The organism is Nocardia barduliensis, assembly GCF_013315795.1.
GTDB lineage: Bacteria > Actinomycetota > Actinomycetes > Mycobacteriales > Mycobacteriaceae > Nocardia > Nocardia barduliensis.
Window position 1 is genome coordinate 16,712 of the sequence record NZ_JABLTE010000057.1, and the last position, 13,806, is coordinate 30,517.

13 protein-coding genes and 1 tRNA gene are annotated in these 13,806 nt (G+C 66.2%); 13 read left to right on the plus strand and 1 reads right to left on the minus strand.

Translation table 11 applies throughout. The features are described 5' to 3' along the window. The first annotated feature begins 76 nt into the window (after window positions 1–76). The 5 genes from HOV91_RS23180 (at window position 77) to HOV91_RS23200 (ending at window position 4,462) form a co-directional block, all read left to right on the plus strand. Window positions 77–158: transfer RNA gene (locus tag HOV91_RS23180), tRNA-Leu, on the plus strand. Between the two features lie 169 nt (window positions 159–327). Continuing rightward, window positions 328–759, plus strand: coding sequence for a hypothetical protein (locus tag HOV91_RS23185; RefSeq protein WP_051046293.1), 432 nt, complete (start codon window positions 328–330; stop codon window positions 757–759). Then, window positions 759–1,841, plus strand: a complete 1,083-nt coding sequence (locus tag HOV91_RS23190; RefSeq protein ID WP_051046292.1) for a tyrosine-type recombinase/integrase — start codon at window positions 759–761, stop codon at window positions 1,839–1,841. Before HOV91_RS23185 ends, HOV91_RS23190 begins: the two co-directional genes overlap by 1 nt. Continuing rightward, window positions 1,838–2,749: a DUF2637 domain-containing protein gene (locus HOV91_RS23195; protein WP_051046291.1), complete on the plus strand. Its 912-nt coding sequence runs from the start codon at window positions 1,838–1,840 to the stop codon at window positions 2,747–2,749. The genes HOV91_RS23190 and HOV91_RS23195 overlap by 4 nt, the downstream gene beginning before the upstream one ends. A gap of 909 nt (window positions 2,750–3,658) precedes the next feature. After that, the gene (locus tag HOV91_RS23200) at window positions 3,659–4,462 is read left to right on the plus strand and encodes a hypothetical protein (protein WP_174187527.1); all 804 of its coding nucleotides are present in this window, start codon (window positions 3,659–3,661) and stop codon (window positions 4,460–4,462) included. Between the two features lie 195 nt (window positions 4,463–4,657). Here the strand turns inward: HOV91_RS23200 and HOV91_RS23205 are convergent, their stop codons facing one another. Further along, complete coding sequence (locus tag HOV91_RS23205; RefSeq protein ID WP_157227106.1) at window positions 4,658–5,170, minus strand: hypothetical protein; 513 nt, start codon at window positions 5,168–5,170, stop codon at window positions 4,658–4,660. A gap of 323 nt (window positions 5,171–5,493) precedes the next feature. Between HOV91_RS23205 and HOV91_RS23210 the strand changes: the two genes are divergently transcribed. The 8 genes from HOV91_RS23210 to HOV91_RS23245 all read left to right on the plus strand — a co-directional run bounded on the left by HOV91_RS23210 (window position 5,494) and on the right by HOV91_RS23245 (window position 13,652). Further along, window positions 5,494–6,558 (plus strand): DUF4192 domain-containing protein, encoded by a 1,065-nt coding sequence (locus HOV91_RS23210; protein ID WP_043721168.1) that lies wholly within the window; start codon window positions 5,494–5,496, stop codon window positions 6,556–6,558. 200 nt (window positions 6,559–6,758) lie between these two features. Then, window positions 6,759–7,868 (plus strand): deazapurine DNA modification protein DpdA family protein, encoded by a 1,110-nt coding sequence (locus tag HOV91_RS23215; RefSeq protein WP_051046290.1) that lies wholly within the window; start codon window positions 6,759–6,761, stop codon window positions 7,866–7,868. A gap of 260 nt (window positions 7,869–8,128) precedes the next feature. After that, the gene (locus HOV91_RS41120) at window positions 8,129–8,725 is read left to right on the plus strand and encodes an adenine nucleotide alpha hydrolase family protein (protein ID WP_369009325.1); all 597 of its coding nucleotides are present in this window, start codon (window positions 8,129–8,131) and stop codon (window positions 8,723–8,725) included. Window positions 8,726–8,923: 198 nt separating this feature from the next. Further along, complete coding sequence (locus tag HOV91_RS23225; RefSeq protein ID WP_174187534.1) at window positions 8,924–9,937, plus strand: tyrosine-type recombinase/integrase; 1,014 nt, start codon at window positions 8,924–8,926, stop codon at window positions 9,935–9,937. Beyond that, window positions 9,934–10,263 carry a helix-turn-helix domain-containing protein gene (locus HOV91_RS23230; RefSeq protein WP_174187529.1) on the plus strand — a complete coding sequence of 110 codons (330 nt, stop codon included), beginning with the start codon at window positions 9,934–9,936 and terminating at the stop codon, window positions 10,261–10,263. Before HOV91_RS23225 ends, HOV91_RS23230 begins: the two co-directional genes overlap by 4 nt. A gap of 21 nt (window positions 10,264–10,284) precedes the next feature. Beyond that, window positions 10,285–12,690 (plus strand): CHASE3 domain-containing protein, encoded by a 2,406-nt coding sequence (locus HOV91_RS23235; protein ID WP_174187530.1) that lies wholly within the window; start codon window positions 10,285–10,287, stop codon window positions 12,688–12,690. Window positions 12,691–12,833: 143 nt separating this feature from the next. Next, complete coding sequence (locus HOV91_RS23240) at window positions 12,834–12,992, plus strand: hypothetical protein (RefSeq protein ID WP_157227386.1); 159 nt, start codon at window positions 12,834–12,836, stop codon at window positions 12,990–12,992. 117 nt (window positions 12,993–13,109) lie between these two features. Beyond that, the gene (locus HOV91_RS23245; RefSeq protein ID WP_174187531.1) at window positions 13,110–13,652 is read left to right on the plus strand and encodes a hypothetical protein; all 543 of its coding nucleotides are present in this window, start codon (window positions 13,110–13,112) and stop codon (window positions 13,650–13,652) included. The last annotated feature ends 154 nt before the right edge of the window (window positions 13,653–13,806 follow it).

A 13,806-nucleotide genomic window follows, 5' to 3' on the forward strand; every position in this document is an offset into this window, starting at 1 on the left:
GGCCAGTACGCCACGCCGTCCCAATGCTTCGCTATGACCGAATCGCCCGGTAGAGTTTGGACGGTCGTACCATCAAGCGCGAGTGGCGAAATTGGCAGACGCGCCAGATTTAGGTTCTGGTGTCCACGGACGTAGGGGTTCAAGTCCCCTCTCGCGCACAGATCTCCGTCATTCGTGACAGATATTCGTGCAGTGTGCGCGAGGGCCCTTTATTACAGGAGCCTGAGCTGTGATTTCACCTTCTGACCTGCGCCGATTGGTGGCGCGTTTGCCAGTTTCCGTCACTTGTGCCGTCTCCCGGATGTTTGCTGACGGAAGCGATCCGCGGTGATCGCGCCGGTCATCCCGCCGCAGTCGCGGTTGCAGGAACTCGCTTCAGGACCACAGGTCACGAACCACTCGGTCCGTCCCCGGAACGGGCACATCCAGTACGGGCTGTGCACCGTCGGCTCCGGCGGACGAATCGTCGACCGCACCGTCTTCACCGCCCTCGACTGGCAGCCCGGGATCCGACTCGAGTTGACCTGTCTCGATGCCGGTGCTTTGCTGGCCCGCCCCGCACCCGACGCAAACGTCGTGTTCGCCGAGGGCGGCTACTTTCGCATCCCCTACAGGCTGCGCCGTCGGATCGGGCTCGACATCGGTGACCGCGCACTGTTGATCGCCCACCACACCAACCATCAGCTGCTGATCCACCCACCGGCCGTGCTCGACGAACTGTGCTCGCCGAGTCTCGCGTTAGTGAGCGAGGCCCACTGATGACGACCTCCAGCCACTCGCCCGTAACGGCCGACACCCTCGCCGCAGCACGGTTGCTGCTGACCCAGATGGGGATCTCTCCCGCCGATCTCGTCCACCCCGGCACCACGGTGCCGACCTTCGCCGAGGTCATTCCGAAGGTGCGGGCACGGCTGTCGCCGGGCACGCTGCGCACCTACGACACTCATTTCACCCATCTGCTCACCTACTGGGCCGAGCGGCGTCTGGACGAACCGGAGAAGGCCGAGTTCGAGGACATGGCCCGCCGCCTCCAGACCGAGGCCCGCACCAACCGGGCCTCGCGCGGCGGCACCGGCGCCGCCGAGAACTTCGTCAGCGCCCTGCGGTGTGTCTACCGCTTCGCCGAGGACTCGGGCTGGATCCGGCCCGTCGACAACCCCGCCCGCCGGATCGCCCGCCCGACACGCCGCCCGTCACACCGCTACGCGATCCCGTCGAATCAGCTGGCCGAGATCTGGGCCGCCGCCGCGACCACCGGCGACGACCCCGACCTCGACGCGCTGGTCCTGCGCCTGCACATCGAAACCGCCTGCCGCCGTAGCGGTTCCCTCGCCCTGCGTCCGCACGATCTCGACCCCGACCAGTGCCTGATCTTCCTACGGGAGAAGGACGGCAGCGACCGGTGGCAACCGGTGTCACCGACCCTGATGCGCGGCTTACTGGAACACGCGGCCGAACGCGGGAGCCCACGCTCGGAACAGTTGCTGCGCTACCGCAACGGCAAACCCATCACTTCCCGCCGCTACGACCACATCTGGGCTCGCGTCGGGGAGGAACTGCCGTGGGTCGCCGCCCAGGGCGTCAGCATGCACTGGCTGCGCCACACCACCCTCACCTGGGTGGAACGCACCTTCAGCTACGCCGTCGCCCGCGCATACGCCGGACACCGCGGCAAGAACGCCGGAGTCACCGCCACCTACGTCAAAGCCCACCTGCACGAGATCGCCGCAGCACTCGCTGTACTCACCGGCGAATCCCATCCACTCGCCCCCGCCTACCGCCACGACCGGATGGACCGTCCGCACGCCGCCCAACCCGCCACCGGAGGAACCCGCTCATGACCGACCTCGCTCTCACCTCGTCCACGGACACCGCGCGGACGTCGGATCCCGAGGCGGTCACACCGAAATCCCGTGCGCACGGGTTCTTCTGGACCGTGCTCGCCGCCGCAGCCACCGTCAGCATCACCGGCAACGCCACCCAAGCCCTCCTGCACGACACGGCCCTGCCGGTCGTGGCCGCCGCGGTCGCGGTGATCCCGCCCTTGGCGCTGCTGGCCGCAGTCCACGGGGTAACGGTCCTCGCGCGTGCACACACCGCGACCCGCGCCACCAGGTGGGTCGCGACCGCGATGACCGTCCTCATCGCCACCGGCGCGTTCTGGCTGTCGTTCACCGCGCTCCGGTCCCTGGCGATCACCGCTGGAGTACCCCAGGCAGAAGCGTGGCTGTGGCCCGTCATCATCGAAGGGTCCATGGCGCAAGCCACTGTGGCACTGCTCGCCCTTGCTCACTCCGGCCACGGAAAACAGCGTGCGCACCTCACCGAATGGGCGAACAAGGTCGCGTCGCCGCTGGATGAGGAATTCGTAGTGACCAGGACCAGCGCTCTCCATGTGCAGGCGCCGTCAGCGGTGGCCGGTTCCGTGCACACGCCAACGCCTGCTTCCGATCGCACAGACCGAGACTTCTCGGCAGAGGCGGCGCGGCTGTGCGCACGCGATCCAGGCAGACGCCGCGACCCTGCCCTGGTCGCCAGAGCACTGACCCACCATCATCTCGACGGCTGGAATCCCTCTCGAATCGCCGCCGAGTTGAACAAGAGCCGCTCCACCATCAGTCGAATACTCAGCGACGCCGCCATTCTCCATGCTCACGACGTCGGCGAGCAGACAGTGTCCACCACCACGGCGGGTGGCCGGACCACCGCAGCCGAGTTGGAGATCAAGACCCCGGTTGGTACGAATTGACAATCGCTTCGGGCCGAGACGCACGCTCGGCCCGAAGCGTCCTTGGCAACCACAGAATCTTCAAACTCGGCCCGTCCTTGACGCGACAGTGCGCGCGCAGGTCGGTTGTCGGATGATCACGACATACCCTTCACATCGCTCCCCTCGCGCGACCGATGTACCTACCCTCAACAGTGCTGGCCCTTATCCGGGCGCGTAGGGGGGTGCGGCTCCAGGGTTTGAGCGAGGCGAAGGATCTTGCGTGCCTCCGCGGTGATGCTGGGATCGACACTGCGCTCGATGATCCGACCTGCTGCGTACACGATGCCCGCGCACACGCTGTCCCTCTCGCAGTCAGTGACGTCCGTTGAGCTGTCCATCAGCGCCTCCCTCGACCCATGTACCCCTACTCAACATAGTGTTTAGGAATAGACCACCACGGCCCTGTCGGGTCCGTCCGCTGCTCTACGCGTCGGCTCCTCACCAATAGGGCGTGCGCTACGACTCCGCTCTCGTGCTGTCCGCCTTGTCGAAGAAGACTCCGATGGCCCGCGGAGTCAGCATCGAACTCGTCGACGACTACGACAACACGCCGAACGCCGTGGAAACCGTGCCCTTCCGCTCGACGGCATCCTCCACGAGATCAACTTGTCCACGCCCGAATAGCACCCGCTGCGCGGCGTTCGACCGTGCGCGCGAAGTCAACCGGTCGCCACCCCTTCGATGACGTCTTCCAGGCCGTGCGACCGAGCCGGTTGAACAGCCCCGAATGGGCTTGGGGGATGCACCTATCAGAGCAGCGATGGTGTGAGTTGCCACACAGATCCCCTCCGAGGACGGCTCTGGATCGACATGGCAGCGGTTGTGGTCTGCCAGATCCCCCGGCGGAGAACCCATCGGTATTTACCAGCTATTTGCTAGTCGCGCCCGATGTCGGAATCGCCGACAGGAGCCCCTCCCTCACGCGCCCATGAGAGGAAACAGACCATGCGTTACGTAGATTCGGATTATCGACACACAGGTTCCGGCGGTGTTCAATACGATTTGCCAGAGGTTTCATCGCAGGCAGCACCACCGCACGGCCGTGACGACGACGTGGTGGCCCGACCGGGAGATCGGCGGATGGATATCGACATCACCTGCCCGAGCTGTGGGCGGCTCGACTGGGTGCAGAGTGTGCCCGCGTTGTGCTCGGACGGGACTTCGGTCTCGATGGGGAGCGGATCGTATTCGGGTTTCGGAGTGTCGAGTAGTGGGCTCGTGCCGGTGTTCGGCACGATGACCGTCGATCGAGCCCACACCACCGCGCTGGCCAACAGCTTCGCCCGCGAGCCCGACTGGAAGCCGACGCGGCGTTTGACCCGGGTGGGCTGGATGTTGCTGGTACCCGCGTTCTTGATGTTCATCGTTCTGGCCATCGGCACTGTCGGCGAAGAACCGGGACGAGCCCAGATGTCGATGGCTGTGTCCGGGGTGTTCATGGTCGGGATTTACGCCTCGCCGGGCCTGTTGACGCTCGCGGCGGCGCGGGGCCGACGCCGTCACAACAACCGAATCCTGCGCGGACGCCCGCACGCGCACGCGCTGTGGAGGGCCGGGTTCTATTGCCATCGCTGCGGGACCGCGTTCTGGCCGTACTCGCCTGTGGCAGGAATACCGGTGCGACAGTCGTTGTCGCCGCAGCAGTTCCGATGGCATGTCTGGAAGGTCGGCCGCTACAACGACACCCGATAGTCGCCGAGCGATAGCGCCCATCGCACCGGTCGACTCTCGCTCCGATCTCCCGGCACGGTCGTCGTCGAGTCGGCAGGTGTCGAACCGTTCGGCGAATCATGCGCGTTGCAGCGATGGCTGGTGTTGTAGACAGTTAGACGCCGCCGATCAGGTCTCGTGCGCGGCCGATCTCGGTGGTCGGCGGCGATGCCGGTGTCATCTCGATTGTTCGGTCTGCGCTGGGATACCGGTGGCACGCGGTGATTCCGTGCCGTCGGTGTCGGTCTGTTTCTCCTCCGTCCGCTGCCTCTGCTCGCGCGTGGGATCGGTCATTTCGGCGTCCTCCGGCGGGTCGGTCGTTTCGGCGTCCTTCGGCGGGGCGGGCGGGTCGGTGGCCTGTGTTCGGGCGAGTGTGATGAGTTGACGGACTTGCTTCGGGGTGATCTCCAGCAGGTCGGCGACGTCATCGTCGGTGTGGCCGGGCTGGTCTCGAATGATCATTGCCGCGCTGCCCTGGTCGGCGCGCAGACTCGCGATCTGTCCGGCGGCTTCGTCTTCGACGACGCTGATCTGTCGGCGCAGTTCGGCGATCTCGGCGTCGCGTTTGGTCTCGCACGCGGTGATCGCCTGCCAGTTAGACAGATAGCGGCGCACCGCCGCGGCGATCGCGCGGTCGCGTTCGCGGGCGAGTTCCCGGCGACGGCGCACACGCTCGCGTGAACGTTGCACCCGTTGCGTCATTTCCGGTGACCGAGCCGTTCGCGGTGAGCGCGGCGGTCGACGTGCAGCCATGAGCTGACCTCCAACAATATCGGCCAGCCTGCTGATCCTCCGGCAACGATGCTACTCCCCGCCCACCCATCGTGATCATCCGCTCGTCTTCCACGTTCGTGGAAGACCAATGCCACGCCGATTCCGCCCGTCCGGTGCTGCGGTGCCCGACTAGCCCCACCGCGGTCGGCGCCAGCCCTCGGCATTCCCACCCGATGTCATACCGGCACCAGCAATGAGGTGTTCGGAGGTTGTTCTATTCCCTACCAAGGAGATTCGTGATGTCCATACCTCAGCCACTGCCGTCTCCGGGCCGGTTGATCGCCTCGATCCCCGGCATGATCGGTTTCATCCCGCAGCGTTCGCTGATTCTGGTTCTGATCCCGGCAGGATCGACAGATCCCGACCGCGGCGAGCTGGCGGCGCTGCCTCGGTTCGACCTCACCGACAGTGCCGCTTCGATCATCGACTGCCTGCGGCCCTTGCTGGCGATGATGGGCTCTGCCACGGGTTTCGTGATCGTCGTCGATGACCGGCTGCCCGCGCCGGGCGTCGACGGACGGGCCACATCCGGGCGAGACCATCGTCTTGTCGAGCAGGTGGTCCGCGGCCTCGCCGACAGTCCCGTCCGCGTGTCCGGTACCTTCGCGACGGTCGCGATCGTGGCCGGTGGGTCGTGGTGGTCGCTGTCGGGCACCACCGAATCCGGGACGCTGCCCGATCCCGCTCGCACACCCTCCGCGCGGCAGCGTGCAGCGCTCGGGATGCCTGTCCTGGAGTCTCGGGCAGCGTTGGCCGACTCGCTGAGGACCGATCCCGCGCTCGCCATCCCGGTGTCAGCGGCGCTGGGCGGGGCTGTCGCCGAGGTCCGTGGCCGCCGCCAGGCCGTCGAGCACGACCTGGAGATGACCGTCCGCGACCGCCGCGACCTCGAGCAGGTGCTGTACGCGATCGCCGATCTCGCCGACGGCCTCACCCTCACCCCGAGTCACCTCGCACGCTTGGGGGCCGTGCTGAGCATCGCGACGGTGTCGCAGTGCCTGCCCGCGATCGCCATCGGCGAGCACGCCGTCGCCGCGGAGAGGTTGTGGATCTTGTTGACCCGCAGCCTCACCGGCCGCTACCGCGCCGAGGCCGCGGTCCTGCTCGCCTACAGCGCACACCTGCGCGGCGACGGCACCCTGGCCAGGCTCGCGATCACGATCGCACTGGAGGCCGATCCCACGCACATCTTCGCCCGGCTGCTCCACGCCGCGCTCGAACGTGCCCTCCCACCAGGCGTAGTGCACCGGGGCGCGCGGTTCGCCATCGCAGCCGCCGCCGACCTCGGCATCACCATCCCGTAGCGACACCCAACCCGGGCCGGGCCGAACACGGCGCGGCACAGCGCGACAGCACCGTTCGCTGCGCTGCCGCCTCATCGATGTGTGCCGCCCGAATCGAATCGGAGGGTCATCGGCCCCCCGAATGCGGCGAATACGCCTGCGGTGTCCGAGGACGGTCGGGGCCGCCGTTGCTTCGTCGTCCCGGTGTGGAAGGAGTTCGCATGATGGCCTCACCATTCGATGACCCGGCACCCGCGCGCGGGTCCGAGGACAGTGGCGGTCGGCGGTGGGACACGCCGTGGGGACCGATCACGCCGTGGACCGTCACCGCTGACCATCCTGATCCGGCGCGGCGGATGCAGTTCTATCTGGGTGTCGGTCAACCCAGCCTGCTCAACACCACACCGGTGCCGGTGTTCCTGTCCGCGCCGCGGCTGGCGCGCTACCGAACCAGGGGGGAGCGGTTCCCGGTCCGGATCAACCACGCCCCTTACAGCGGCGACTCGGGGGCTTACTCGGCTCTCGTGCTCACCGCCGATCCACATCATCACCCCTGGTGGGCCGTGCCGGACGAGTACGGGGCGTTGTGGTCGCGGCTCATCGACGACATCGGGCCACCCGGGTTCGTCGGCATCCAGGACCTGCCGTGCGAACCCGGATGCCTGCGACGCACCGGCCTGAGCATCGCCGATCATCAGCAACTCACCCTCGACAACTACCGGTACCTGGCACACAATTTCGATCACGTCCCGTGGCTGCCGACCCTTCAAGGGTGGCATCCCAGCCAATATGTCGAGCATTACCGGATGTATCGCTCGGCGGGGATCGATCTGGCCGGCCGCTGGGTCGGGATCGGCAGTATCTGCCGACGTAGCAGCGCCGACCACGATGTCGCCCACGTCCTGACCGCGCTCGCGGGATTCGGGATGAGGATGCACGGCTACGGAGTCTCGCTGCGCACCCTGGTCCTGGCCGGGCATCTTCTGCACAGCGCTGACAGCCAATCCTGGTCACTGGCAGCGCGGCGCGCCCGGACACCGATGCCCGGCTGCGTGCACCTCTCACGCCCGAATCGCGACAGCGGGCGCCGACGGGTGACCGATTGCCGCAATTGCCTGCGCTACGCGGTGGCCTTCCGCGAAAAGGCCATGAACGCCCTGCGCCTCAACCACCACCTGCGCGTCACCACCGACCCGCAACTGTGGGAGCAACCGGCACCCACTCAACCCGCACCACGCCCACGGCCCCGCATCGCGCCCCGCACCGAAGTCACTGGCAGCGAACAGATCCCGCTGTTCGACGCCGGATTACGAACGGTGTCGGCGGCCTGACCGGATCCGACACCACGCACGCTCCCCACCGGTGCGCGCCCCTTGCCTCCCGCTGCCCGCAGCGGCACCGACACAGAAAGGCGGTCCCGGCCGTGACCACGCCCATTGCCACGACGCGAAGGCCCGCTCGGCGTGGCCCCGCCCAGCGGTCACTGCGGCGCGGGCGCGGTGGGATCGATTTCTCGGTGGCTGCGGGGCCTGACCTGGGTGGATACGACCACTACCTTCTGAGCCTGAGTGGCGGCAAGGACAGCCAGGCGATGGTGGATGTTCTGGTCGAGGAGTTCCACCACCTCGGTGTGCTGGACCGGGTCACCACCGTCCATGCCGACATGGGCCGCTCCGACTGGCCGGAAACTTCGGCTCTCGCGCGAGAACACGCCGACCATTACGGGCTGCGCCACGAGGTGGTAGCCCGGACCGGCGGGGACCTGCTCGACCGTGTCACCGAACGCGGAAAATGGCCATCGCATCGAAATCGTTGGTGCACAAGCGATTTCAAGCGATCTCCGGCGCGGCGGGTGATCACGATGCTGGTCGCGGAATCCCGCGCCGCCGGGATCGTCGATCGCCCGATCAGGGTGCTGAACATCATGGGCCATCGCAGTCAAGAGTCCGCGGAGAGAGCGAACCGGCCCGCCTTCGTGCACGAGCCCGGCAGGACGTGTCTGTGCCCGCGGTGCGCTGCCGCCCGCAGCGCCGGGAATCCTCCGAAGGCCAGTGTCTCGAATTCGCGGCGGATCGTGGATACCTGGCTGCCGATCCACGGCTGGGACCTCGCCGCGGTGTGGGCGCGTCCATCCGGAATTGCATCTGATGCAATCACGATTCCCGACTTTGCAGGTCAATCGGCGTAACTCTAACCCGCAACGACCCACCTATGGCAACCCTTCTACCTGCGCATTTGCAATGCTATTCGCATCTGATGCAAGATCTACGCATTAAAGGGACCGGGAGGCTGGGTGCAGAAGGGCGTGCTTGGCCCCGGTGCTGCGGGCCTCGAGTTGGTCGACGGCGTTGCCTTTCTGCATCCCGAAGAGACCGTCTTCGAAGCGATGATTCGCGGGTGGGAACGCCAGCAGCGAGGCGGACGTCGCTTGCAACCCAAGACAATTCACTCACGAGCACAGGTCGTGCGGCGGTTCCACACCTACACCAACGAGTACCCATGGAACTGGACCGCGGCACACTTCGACGAGTGGATGGCCTACCTGGTCAGCGAACTCGGCCGCGCGGAATCGACCATCCGCAACTATCAGGGCGCGGTCCGGGGCTTCACCGAATACCTCACCAACCCCGCATACGGCTGGGAATACGAGTGCCAGAAGCGATTCGAGACTCACCCGATCCAAATCGTCCACGAGTGGAACAGCGTCGCTCACCTCATGGATTACGAGGGCTCGCCGGACCGGCGACCGTTCACCCGTGATGAGCTGCAACGGTTCTTCGACTACGCGGACGAGCAGGTCGATCGCGCCGCGAAGTCGGGCAGGAAGGGCGCCCTGGCCGCCTACCGCGATGCAACCTTGTTCAAGACGATCTACGCGTGGGGCCTTCGCCGAACTGAGGCGTCCCGCATGGACACCGTCGACTTCTACCGCAACGCCAACGCCCGCGAACTGGGAAAATACGGGATGCTGCAAGTCAGGCACGGAAAACGCACCCGCGGATCACCACCGAAGCGCCGCGAGGTCCCAACGCTGATGCCGTGGATCGTTCCGGTCATCGACGACTACCTGGTCAACATCCGGCCGAGGTTCGGAATCCCGGAACATCCGGCGATCTGGTTGACCGAGCGGGGCGGGCGAGTACGGCCGGCCGACATCAACGACCGCTTCGCCCAGTATCGGGACGCGCTCGGATTGCCAGCAGAGCTGACCCCACATTGCCTCCGACACTCCTGGGTCACCCATTTGATCGAGGACGGCGCCGACCCGAAACTCATCCAGGCCGCAGCGGGACACGAATTCCAGTCCACCACAGCGATTTACACAGCGGTCAGCGGTGACTTCATGAATTCAATGATGCGTCAGGCCCTGGACCGGGCCTTCGAGAAGGAGTTGTCATGACCGCCAAGTTGGACTACCGCTGGAACCTCCGGCAGGTGATGGCGACCCGAGAGATGTTCTCGACTACGGCGCTGCGGCCGATGCTCGCCGAGCGAGGGATCAGTCTGTCACCGAGCCAGGTCTATCGCCTGGTCGCCGAGCGACCGGAGCGTCTGAGCCTGAAAGTGCTCGTCGCCTTGATGGACATCCTGGACTGTTCGATGGAAGACCTGATCGAACCGATCGCGGTCGGCGTAGCTGCCCGGCCCCGCAAAGCAGCATCCGGCAGCGGCACCGAGACCGGCGTGGGCTCGTTCCGCCCGAAGCCGGCCCGGATCACCCGCTGAATCCGGACGAGGACGGGTCAGATGGAGCACCGATCACCCTTGGACACCCAACTGCTCCAGCTGGTCGCTGACGTCGAACCGGCCATGGCGGCCGAGACCGTGCTCGCCGCGGCACGCACGGCCGCGTCGATCAGGGCCAAACAGCTGCGCATCGTCCAAGCACTCACCGAGCGCCCGGACCTGCTGACCTGCGGCAGACCGGACGGCCCTGTCGCGGTCGACCACTTCATCCACGCCCTCATCGCCGCCGGCGCTGCACACGTGGTCGCACCGCGCTGTCCGGACTGCGAGAAACCCAACAAGCTCTCCGAGCGCGCGGACAACACGCGAATCTGTTTGCCCTGCAAGCAGAAGAGAAAGCGACCGAAGGCCGAATGCGCGAACTGCAAAGCCTTCCGCTGGCTCCAATACCATGACCGGCAAGGCCGGAGGGTCTGTCGAGATTGCCGACCCGGCCGCGACGTCGACGCCGTCGCTCTGCTCGCCGCACAGTTGCGGGAGCTGGAGCCGGAAATGGACCGCGACATCATGAACGCGGCGATCACCAAGGTCTCCAAGCTGCCCAACCATCTGCTCAAGCTCTCCTGGGAGATCGAAGACCGCCCCGGTCTGCTGACCGGCGAGGCGGCATCCGGTTCGCCATTCCTCATCCGCCTGATCACCGAATTGCGCCGAGCCGGTGCACGTCACGTGGTGCTGCCGCCCTGTCCGGTCTGCCACCAAGACCTCGCGCTCACCAATCGCCTCGACGGCCAGCGCGTCTGCAACCCCTGCTACAAGAAGGCTGAGCCGAAGAAGACCTGCACCCGCTGCGGCCGTGAGCGGCTCGTGGTCGGCCGCACCTCCGAGGGAAAGCCGTTGTGTCAGTACTGCCATCGGAACGTCGGGCTTCTCCACGAGGAATGCACCACCTGCCACAGACACCGGTTCATCGTCCAGCGCCACGGCACCGAGCAGCTCTGCAACATCTGCTACCGACTCCCGCTGGCCCTCTGCGGCCGCTGCGGCCACTACCGCAACTGTTTGGGAGTCGCTGCCGGACATCCCGTCTGCGAGTCATGCTCACACAAGAAATCGCCCTGCGTTCGATGCGGCAAGACTCTCCAGATCGCCGCCCGGGGCCCAGACGGCCGTCTCTGCCACACCTGCTACGAGAAGGACCCCATCTCGTTCCGCACCTGCACCGAATGCGGAACCGTCGATCGGCTCTACCACTACGGGCTCTGCCCACGCTGCGCTCTCGCCCGCCAACTCGATCAACTCTTCCGCGGTCCCGACGCCGTCGACCGCCCAGAGCTCGATGCCCTGCACCAAGTTCTGCTCAACGCCACCTCTCCCAACCAGATCCTCCAATGGCTCAGCAGGTCCGCCTCCGCCCAGCTACTGAGCGACATCGCCGCTGGAACCTGCCCACTCACCCATGAGGAATTCGACCGGCGGCTCTCCCGGAATGCCAGCCGACACCTCCGCGGGATCCTGGCCACCGCAGGCATTCTCAAACCCCGCGACGAATACCTCGCCGACCTCCAAGCATGGATCGACAAGGCGTTGACCACCGTCGACAACCCCGAACAACGGAAATTACTGCGCCGCTTCGTCACCTGGCACCATCTCAGCCGACTGCGTCGACTGCTCGGCGACGACAAATTCGCTCAACGAGCACAAGTCGATGCGATCCGCGTCAGCCTCCGAGCTGCAATCGCCCTGCTTCGCTGGCTCGACGAGCAGGACTTGACCTTGGCCAGCTGTCAGCAGGCCGACATCGACCGCTGGATCACCGAGGGCTCGAGCACCCGCTACCAGGCCCGCGGATTCGTCCAATGGTCAGTTCAGAAACACCACGCCCACCAAATCGAGATCCCCGAATACCGGAAGACCAAGCAAACGGTTCCGCTGGATGCCGAACGCCGATGGGCCCTGGCCCGCCAACTCCTCAACAACCGAACCATCCATATCGGGGACCGCGTCGCTGGCCTGTTCACACTGCTCTACGCCCAATCCGTCACCAACATCGTCCGCCTCACCATGACCGACGTCACCGTCACGACCACCGAGACCCACATCAACTTCGGCCCCAAGCCGCTGAACCTGCCCCCAGAGCTGGCTCAGCTCCTCCACGAACACATCAAGACCCGCAGCGCCCGATCAGTCGTCAACCGAGCCGGAGAATCGCCCTGGCTCTTCCCCGGTGTCGACCCAGCCCGACACCTGAGCCCGAACCACCTCGGCCACCGCCTCAAGAAGATCGGAATCTTCTCGCGACCAGGCCGACACGCCGCCCTTCTCGACTTCGCCACCCAGATGCCCGCCGCAGTCTTCGCCGACCTCCTCGGCGTCAGCCCGTCCGCAGCCGACCGCTGGGTCGATCGTTCGGGAGCCTCCTGGGCCAAATACGCCGCAGTCGTTCAACGACGGGCTCCGCAGTGACCGTCCCGGCTATTCCGGAGCGTTGGATATCGGACTTCCCCAATAGGATCGCAGCGGCGGGCACCCGGCCTCATTTTTCTTACAGTGCAGGATTTCCGCGCGCGTCGTGTGTGTTCTGCATTTATTCGTCGAGATCAGGTCTGGTGCGAGCCGCGCGCCTGCACCCCGAGCTGGCCGCGCAGTACGCAGCGGTTGAGGCCGACATCGGGCACCGCTTCCGTGTGGACGTGTCCATGGCCGAGGTCGTCGCCGAAGCCGCCACCGACACCGGGACCGGGCCGGTCGCCGACTGGATCGACTGAATCCGCCCCCCTTCCCGGTACGCCCGGCTCTCCTTGACGTCGGTTCGTGTCCCGGCACGGCCGGACCCGAACCGAGATCCGCACGCCCACATCCGAACTCGCAGAAAGGGAAACATCATGAGTGACAACGAGATCGACGCCTATCACCCCGATTTCGATCCGTACATGCCCGATGAGCATCGGATCGAGGACGCGGTGAAGGTGCACATAGTGTTCGAGGACGGCCGATGGTGTCTGGACGGGTTGATCCAGCAGGGCGAGCCGCTGGATGAGGTGCACGGGACCCGGTGCAGCTACGAGCAGCCGCGCGAGGATTGCGTGGTCTGCTCGACCCCGCAGGGCCTGGCGGTGGTCGAGGCCGCCGATCGGGCCCCGCTGCCCAACGGGCGGGAGCTGCTCGGCATGCTGGCCGCCGAGTTCGGATTGGATCTCGTCCCGGCCGGGATGGCAGGACCCGGACAACAGATCACGCGTCTGAGCGAGCAGGTCCAGGAACTGCTGGACAAGCGCAGTGAGGTCGACCAACTCGGCGAGAAGCTCGTCGACGCCTTCGTGGCCGCGGTCGAGCTGTCGACCTATCTCAACCTGCAAACCCGGCGCGGACGACTGCGCGCCCTGCGGACCCTGCTCGCCCACATCACCCGAAAAGCCGCCACATGACCGGCTGCGGCGACCTCGCTGTGGATGCGCGCCTGTCGTCGGCTGACGGCCGCGAAACGACGACGACCTGCGGTATGCGGGTGCTCTGCGACGGTGGCATGCCGCTGCTGAGCATCGCCTGCGGGCGCGACACCGCGGGGGTGGTGACGGTCGA